Source organism: Vibrio zhanjiangensis, assembly GCF_030161235.1.
GTDB classification, from domain to species: Bacteria; Pseudomonadota; Gammaproteobacteria; order Enterobacterales; family Vibrionaceae; genus Vibrio; species Vibrio zhanjiangensis.
Map to the genome: position 1 here is coordinate 25,787 of NZ_BSPW01000030.1, position 6,948 is coordinate 32,734.

The 6,948-nt window shown below is 42.2% G+C and carries 8 protein-coding genes; all 8 read left to right on the top strand.

What is annotated here, in order from left to right:
* The first annotated feature begins 5 nt into the window (after positions 1-5).
* Positions 6-791, top strand: coding sequence for a hypothetical protein (locus tag QQK21_RS09200; protein WP_284191901.1), 786 nt, complete (start codon positions 6-8; stop codon positions 789-791).
* A 166-nt stretch (positions 792-957) separates the two neighbouring features.
* Entirely contained in the window at positions 958-2,940 is a 1,983-nt protein-coding gene (locus QQK21_RS09205; RefSeq protein WP_284191902.1) for a type VI secretion system Vgr family protein, read from the top strand.
* Positions 2,941-2,944: 4 nt separating this feature from the next.
* Positions 2,945-3,514 (top strand): DUF6931 family protein, encoded by a 570-nt coding sequence (locus QQK21_RS09210; RefSeq protein WP_284191903.1) that lies wholly within the window; start codon positions 2,945-2,947, stop codon positions 3,512-3,514.
* On the top strand, positions 3,511-3,813 hold the full coding sequence (locus QQK21_RS09215) for a PAAR domain-containing protein (RefSeq protein ID WP_284191904.1): 303 nt from the start codon (positions 3,511-3,513) through the stop codon (positions 3,811-3,813). Before QQK21_RS09210 ends, QQK21_RS09215 begins: the two co-directional genes overlap by 4 nt.
* A gap of 299 nt (positions 3,814-4,112) precedes the next feature.
* Positions 4,113-5,498, top strand: a complete 1,386-nt coding sequence (locus QQK21_RS09220; protein ID WP_284191905.1) for a type VI secretion system protein TssA — start codon at positions 4,113-4,115, stop codon at positions 5,496-5,498.
* Between the two features lie 32 nt (positions 5,499-5,530).
* On the top strand, positions 5,531-6,052 hold the full coding sequence (locus QQK21_RS09225) for a type VI secretion system tube protein Hcp (protein ID WP_284191906.1): 522 nt from the start codon (positions 5,531-5,533) through the stop codon (positions 6,050-6,052).
* 16 nt (positions 6,053-6,068) lie between these two features.
* Positions 6,069-6,572: a type VI secretion system contractile sheath small subunit gene (gene tssB, locus QQK21_RS09230; RefSeq protein ID WP_284191907.1), complete on the top strand. Its 504-nt coding sequence runs from the start codon at positions 6,069-6,071 to the stop codon at positions 6,570-6,572.
* On the top strand, positions 6,572-6,948 hold a 377-nt coding region (locus QQK21_RS09235), incomplete at its 3' end, for a type VI secretion system contractile sheath domain-containing protein (RefSeq protein WP_284191908.1). The genes tssB and QQK21_RS09235, both read left to right, overlap by 1 nt.

Below are 6,948 nucleotides of genomic sequence, written 5' to 3' on the forward strand. Positions count from 1 at the left end.
AACCTGTGTGCAAAGCTACAATTCTAGCTTTGGTATTAGTTGGCCTTAATGCATGTTCTCTGCTCTCAAAAACTGACAGACAACCATACTACCCGTTCTTTACCTACAGTGTGTATTCTGATGCAGACGTGAGTTTAATAGAAACTAACAATGTAGTGGCTAAAGCCATTAGATCTAATCACTATGTCAGAGTTTCTGATATTGGTGCCTTCAACAGCAATATTGACAAAGTATTTAGTGAAGCACTAACAAGCTATTCTGTGTCGATCGACGATATTAAGACGCAAGGTTTTCACCATGGTATTGAATCAGTCATCAAGCAATTTGCTTGCGAAGTTTATGTGAGTCAACAACCCGCCGACTCCATTCAGCTCTGCCCTCTTTCAAAAGATGTTGTCGACAATAATATACCTTACCTGCCTTTTATTGATGGCTTAAGAGTTCACCACCGTTTAAGTAAAAAAGTGAGCGTAAACTCTGGCGATATTGAATTCGAGTTTTTCCTGAGAAGCACCCATGAAAGATCACTTGAAACACTATGGGGAGCTGTGCACGAGCTCGGGAGTATTCCTGATTCTGAGCTTCCTTTTGATAGCTTGGTACTGACAATAAACATGAATGCTCACAAGAAAAGCGACTTAGATACTCGCTGGCGTTCACTACACCATGAACCCTTAGTCTTTTTCGTAATGCTTCCATCTGTCGATTTGATATTGCAAAACAAAAATGAAATAGCAAGCATGGACTTTGCCTATGAAAAAGCGCTATTACTTATCGTAGACAGCAGGTAAAGGAACATAATTGTGTATGCCATCCATTCGTTTGCTTTTAATGTGAGTCAACTGGCATCCGGAGAGTAAAGTTTTATTTAAACTGATTTGGCAGGTACTTTGTATTCATTCGCTGGGCTCAAAGCATGTCAGCCTAATTTGTAGAAATTTTTCATAAGGATATTTTATGCCTGATAAGTACTCAGCATCAGCTGGCTCTATGTCTGCAAAGGATTATAAAAGTCAGGAGCACTTAATTAGCGACCTTGTCGTGACTCAGGCTCTATCTACCCCATTCGAAATCACGGCAACTATCGTTTCCTCGACATTCAGTGCGCAGGATCAGCTAGGACAGCTGCTCACTATCAACCGTTACAGTAATGAGTCAGGGAATAATAAACTACAAAGAACCTTTAATGGTGTAATTGCGCGCATTGAACAAATGGGTTTAGATTCCAACCTAAAATTCATGCAGTATCGAGTCACTCTCAGACCTTGGTTTTGGCTACTCTCTCATACTCATTCTTTTCGTGTTTATCAGAACCAATCAACCAAAGATATAATCAGTGACATCTTTGATAATGCAGGATTTAAGGGTAAATACAAACTTTCAAGCCTACCATCAACCAAAAGAGAATACTGCCTTCAGTATAATGAGTCAGATTATGACTTCGTCGCCCGATTACTTGCTGAGGAAGGATTGCTTTTTTATTTCGAGCACCAATCTGGTGATCATACAATGGTCATTCAAGACGCAACCTCTCCGTTTGATAAAGCAGATGTCGCAAAGTTCGATATGAAAGAAACGCCATCAGGAAGTCTACCACTAATAGAGTCTTGGATTCCCATCATGGCATTTCATGGGACAAGTATTGAACTCACCGCGTATGATTACTCACAATCTAAACTTGTGACCAGCAAGACTAAAAATAGCAGTCATACTATTGCAAACAACACCAAACTAGCCTCAATTATATATCCCGAGCTCGGAATTTCCGGCGACATGACCGATCTCTCAAGCAACCTTGGCAAACGTCGTATTGAATATATCGAGCAGGACTACCAATCTATTACCGCCCAAGCAAAACACGACCTGTTTGATATTGCGACTTGGATTTCACTAAATAGCCATTTAGATAAATCTCAACTTGGTGATTTCTCGGTTATTCACATATCAACTCATTACAAAGATGACGTACAGTGTGCGACAGAGGTTAAACTTGTTCCGAAATCGACCCCCACTTACCCCAAACCAATTGGAAAACAAACCGTCAAAGGATTGCAAAGTGCGGCGGTTGCCGGCAATACAGCAGGAGAAATTAATCAAGATGACCAAGGGCGAGTAAGAATTAAATTCCACTGGGATACTGAAGCCAGTGGAGATAAAACTAGCTGTTATGTACGAGTGGCTCAAATGATGGCAGGGAGTGGCTATGGGACTCAGTTTATTCCTAGAGTTGGTCAGGAGGTTCTGGTGTCTTTTATTGATGGCGATCCAGATCAACCGATTATTACAGGAAGTGTCTACAACAGCGAAAATTCACCGCCTTACAAAGAAGCAAACACAACTAAAACCGGTATAAAAACCAAGCTAACAGCGCAAGCAAATGAACTGTACTTCGATGACAAAAAGGACAACGAGCTTATCTATCTCCATGCCGCCAAAGATATTTCCCAAGAAATTGAGAACAATCATACTGAGACAGTTAAAGGAGAGCTCAGCCAGACTGTCACCAAAGCAATGACTATTACAACCGAAGATAGTTACACTTTATCAGTAACAAAAGAGATGAATGGTTCAGCTAAATCCATCACTTTAGAAGCGGATGACTCAATTGATCTAAAGGTAGGTTCAAGCAAAATATCGATGTCGTCTTCATCGATATCAATAGAAGCAACTAACATTGATATAAAGGCAAGTAGTGCACTTAATCTGGAAGCAACCAACGTCACTAGTAAAGCGACTTCAGCCAATAAAATGTCCGGTACCACGACTGCAATAGAGGCAACCAGTTCAAATAGCATCAAAGGCCTCAGCGTTGAAATAAAAGCGAGCACAACATTAAAAGCCGAAGGTTCACTGAGCGCAGAGTTTAAATCAGGGCTAAAAGGAACATTCGACGGAGGGGTGTTAGGTGAATTGAAAGGAGCCATCGTCAAGGTTAATTAAAACTATGTATAAAAAGATACCTTATCAAAGCAGTACTCAAATTGTACCCAGATTTCAAGCATCAGATGAAGCACAGAAACTCTTAAGTGAAGAATTACCTATTGACCATGCAATAGTATGTCTTCAAGAAGCAGAACTCTACAATGACCTCGTCCAATTTCTTGCTCATGCGTTGCCGGTTCGAGAGTGTATTTGGTGGGCGCTATGCTGCTTATCTTCTCGCAATGATGTCTGGAGTGATGCGCAAAAGATGTCATTAGATACGGCAAAACATTGGGCTTTGTCTCCCTCGGAGGAATTGCGCAGAAAGTCAGAGCTGCTCGCTAATCGACTGGAGCTTAACTGTGGGCCATCTTGGTTAAGTCAAGCTGTATTTTGGAATGGTTCAGGAAGTATTGTTGCACCCGATTTACCTGTAGTCCTACCTGACCCATACTTGTACGCGAAAGCCGTTGCAGGTGCAATTAACCACGCTGCGGCCCTACCCTTTTGGGATAAAACTGCAATCTATTATGAGGATGCAATTAAAGCCGCTCTTGACATCGCCCAAGGCGGAAATGGAGGTATAGAATGACATTACCAGCGGCAAGACTAACAGATATGCACGTCTGTCCAATGCAGACTCCAGCGGTTCCACCAATCCCCCATGTTGGCGGCCCCATTACTGGCCCAGGAGCACCTACAGTTCTTATTGGAAATATGCCAGCAGCAACGCTGGGCGATGTGTGTGTATGTGTAGGTCCTCCTGATTCGATCGTCAAAGGAAGTGTGACTGTGATGATAAACAATAAGCCTGCTGCTCGAATGGGAGATACCACCGCGCACGGAGGATCTATTGTTTTAGGCATGCCCACAGTCCTTATCGGTGGCTGACCTGGTACAAACTATCTATTAACCTGTAGTGGTAATACTGATAAGTTTATTCGTTTGCGTAGCCTCAAGTAAAATTGGTGATGCCAACACCTAAGCCATTCTTATTACGATATAAATTTACTTTATTAATATGATGCGCCACTAGTTTTTAGAAACTGATCACCATTTTAATAAAATAATGAATTTCATGCAGTTTTTTGGAAAAAAGCGTCTAAACTTTGGTATGCACTCTTATGTTTATAACAAATAACTAATTGAATAGATTATGATTTTTGTCAGTAGCTAAAGACGGACAATATATGGTAGATATTGATGCATTGGTGAAACCCATATCTGAAGAATTCCCCTCAGGTAGCTATCTTAAGTTAGACCGAAGTGCCTATCGTACTTTGCGAAACCACTACAATACAGCGCAATCATCATTTCGGCAGCTCATCGAAACGCCTGACGCCTCAAGCGACGAGGCTAGAAGAGATGCGAACGAAACCAACTGGAATCTAGTCCGAACAACTACATTTGATGCTCTAACTTCTCAAACAAAAGATACAGAATTACTAGGCTGGTTTATTACAAGCCAGCTATTTACGCCATCACCCTATACTAATCTAGCGGAGTCAACTAAGGTCTTAGTACAATTTGTCGAATTGTTTTGGAATACGCTTCATCCCCAGCCTCCTCTCGATAAACTCAAGAGTGACGATGATTCCGGACGTCGTAAAGAATTGATCGAGTTTCGTATAAAGCCATTACTTCAGCTGGTCGGAGAAAGCCAAGATTCAACGGCTCTTTTTATGCCACTGCAAATGACCGACCTAGTAGGACACGTTACATATGGTGACTTTCTACGAGCAGAAAGAAACGGTACGCTTCCTGAACTCAAAGAGTCGGCATACTTGTTATATTCTAACGAGATGGAAGATGTCGTGCGTGACATTGCGACTGCCTACGGCAATTTTGATACGGTAGAAAAACTTATTGCAGAGGAATGCCAAAAAGCGGGGGTTTCACCACTGAGCTTTAAGTTCGTCAAAGCTAACCTGTCCGAGTTGTTAAAGACAATACAGTATTTAGTTGGCGACCGATTTGCACCTTGGCCATTGGACAACGACTTTAAACCAATAGATGAGTATCCCGAGCAAGACCAAAAAGCATTAGACCAAGATATTCTCGACTCAAAGGTATCTAACGTGAAACCTACCCCTGAACCATCATCAAGTGTCGAAAATGCATCAACAAGTCAGGCTGATAACCATCAAACATCGCCTCTAATAAACGGAATTGCCAATCGAGATCAAGCCTTTCACGAACTAAGAAGAATTTCGCAATTTTTCCAGCACACCGAGCCACACAGCCCTATTCCCTTTTTGCTTGAACGAGCAATTCGATGGGGTTATATGAGCTTGCCGGAGCTACTAAATGAGATGACAGGCGGTAATTCAAGCGCTATCACTCATATCAATCAAATTTCGGGTATGGATAACTTAGAGCCAGCCAAACTGGGACGAATTCCTGAAACAACCAACCGAGCATTTTCCCAACCATCTGGGCTTGTACAGACGGATGTATACACACCGCCATTGCAGGCTTCAGTGTCAGCTGAACCTGTCACCTCGAGCGAAAACACCTCCCAAAAGACAGGGACAAACACCCAGTCTGATGGTGGTTTGAGCAATTTCGAGTGGTAAACATTACATGCTAATTAGCAAAGGAGAACAGAATGGCTTCTATTTTTATGAGAATTGATGGTATTACGCCTAAAGGTGCAGCTACAGTAGAAAAAATCGGTGGTAAAGACGGGTTCTTTGCTATTGACACTGTCACTTGGAATGCCGTACGAGGCGTCGGTATAGATGTAGGTAATGCAAATAATGCTGACCAAGGGATGGTAGCACTGGGTGAGATTAATGTTACCAGAGGATGTGACGGCGCGACTCCTTACCTAACCACATTTCTTTATGCGCCAGGTGCTGAAGGTAAAACCATCGAAGTTGTTATGACTAAACCTAATCGTGAAGGTTCTGGTGCCGACCCATACCTCATTCTTACATTACAGGCTGCGCGCATGTCTAGCTATAACATGGTTGGGTCAGATGGCAGCCTACCTAACGAGTCCTTTTCTTTAACCTATACACAAATTTCCAAGGCTTACTACATCGAGGGAGAAGGTGGAAAAATTGAGAAAGGGCCAGAAGTTGGCTTCGATGCAACAACAGCTAAAGTTACCTCAACTGCTAACTAAGTAAAGGAGGCCCATTGTGGCACTGAATTCCCAACACAAACGTGTAAGTAAAAACCGTGTGAGTATTACTTACGATGTGGAAACTAATGGCGCCGTAGAAACCAAAGAACTCCCATTTGTGGTTGGGGTAATTGGTGACTACTCTGGCCATAAGCAAGACAAAGAAGACGTTGAAGACCGTACCTTCTATAACGTAGATAAAGATAATTTTGATACTGTGATGAAACGTGTGGGACCCGAATTATCCCTTAAAGTCGACAACGTCCTTGCTGATGACGATAGTCAGTTTGAGGCATCATTGAAGTTCAATTCAATGAAAGACTTCGAGCCAGAAGCAATCGTAGAACAAGTTGAGCCACTGAAAAAGCTTGTTGAAACCCGTAATCAACTCAAAGTACTTCTTTCTAAAGCAGATCGCTCTCGAGATCTTGAGAAGCTACTCAAAGAAGTTTTACAAAGTGCAGACACTATCAATGCATTATCTCAAGAGCTAGGCGTAAGTAAAGAAGGAGGCGAATAATGAGTACAGAAGCCGAAAATCAACCGCAAGCAGAAACGGCAGAAGGCTCCCTAAGTTTTCTGGATCGAGCGATAGAAGCAACCACTCAAACACCAGCGGACACGACCAAAGAACTCTTTTCAGTTCTTGCTGAGCAAGCTCTTTCAGGAACAGTAACGTGGGACAAGAATGTTACTAAAACGATTGAAAATGCGATTTCAGAGATTGACAAAAAGCTCTCCAATCAACTGTCTGAAGTCATGCAACAGAAAGATTTTCAAAAGCTTGAAGGATCTTGGCGTGGTCTACAAAAATTGGTCAAAGAAAGTGAACTAGTGTCATTACTGAGGGATCTTGACGGGATAAATACCATTCGACTCTGTCGTATCCTTACATT

Bases quoted from the DNA above. Each gene is read 5' to 3' on its own strand.
- QQK21_RS09220 (WP_284191905.1), top strand. From the start codon at position 4,113: ATGGTAGATATTGATGCATTGGTGAAACCCATATCTGAAGAATTCCCC.
- QQK21_RS09205 (WP_284191902.1), top strand. From the start codon at position 958: ATGCCTGATAAGTACTCAGCATCAGCTGGCTCTATGTCTGCAAAGGAT.
- QQK21_RS09215 (WP_284191904.1), top strand. From the start codon at position 3,511: ATGACATTACCAGCGGCAAGACTAACAGATATGCACGTCTGTCCAATG.
- QQK21_RS09210 (WP_284191903.1), top strand. From the start codon at position 2,945: ATGTATAAAAAGATACCTTATCAAAGCAGTACTCAAATTGTACCCAGA.
- QQK21_RS09225 (WP_284191906.1), top strand. From the start codon at position 5,531: ATGGCTTCTATTTTTATGAGAATTGATGGTATTACGCCTAAAGGTGCA.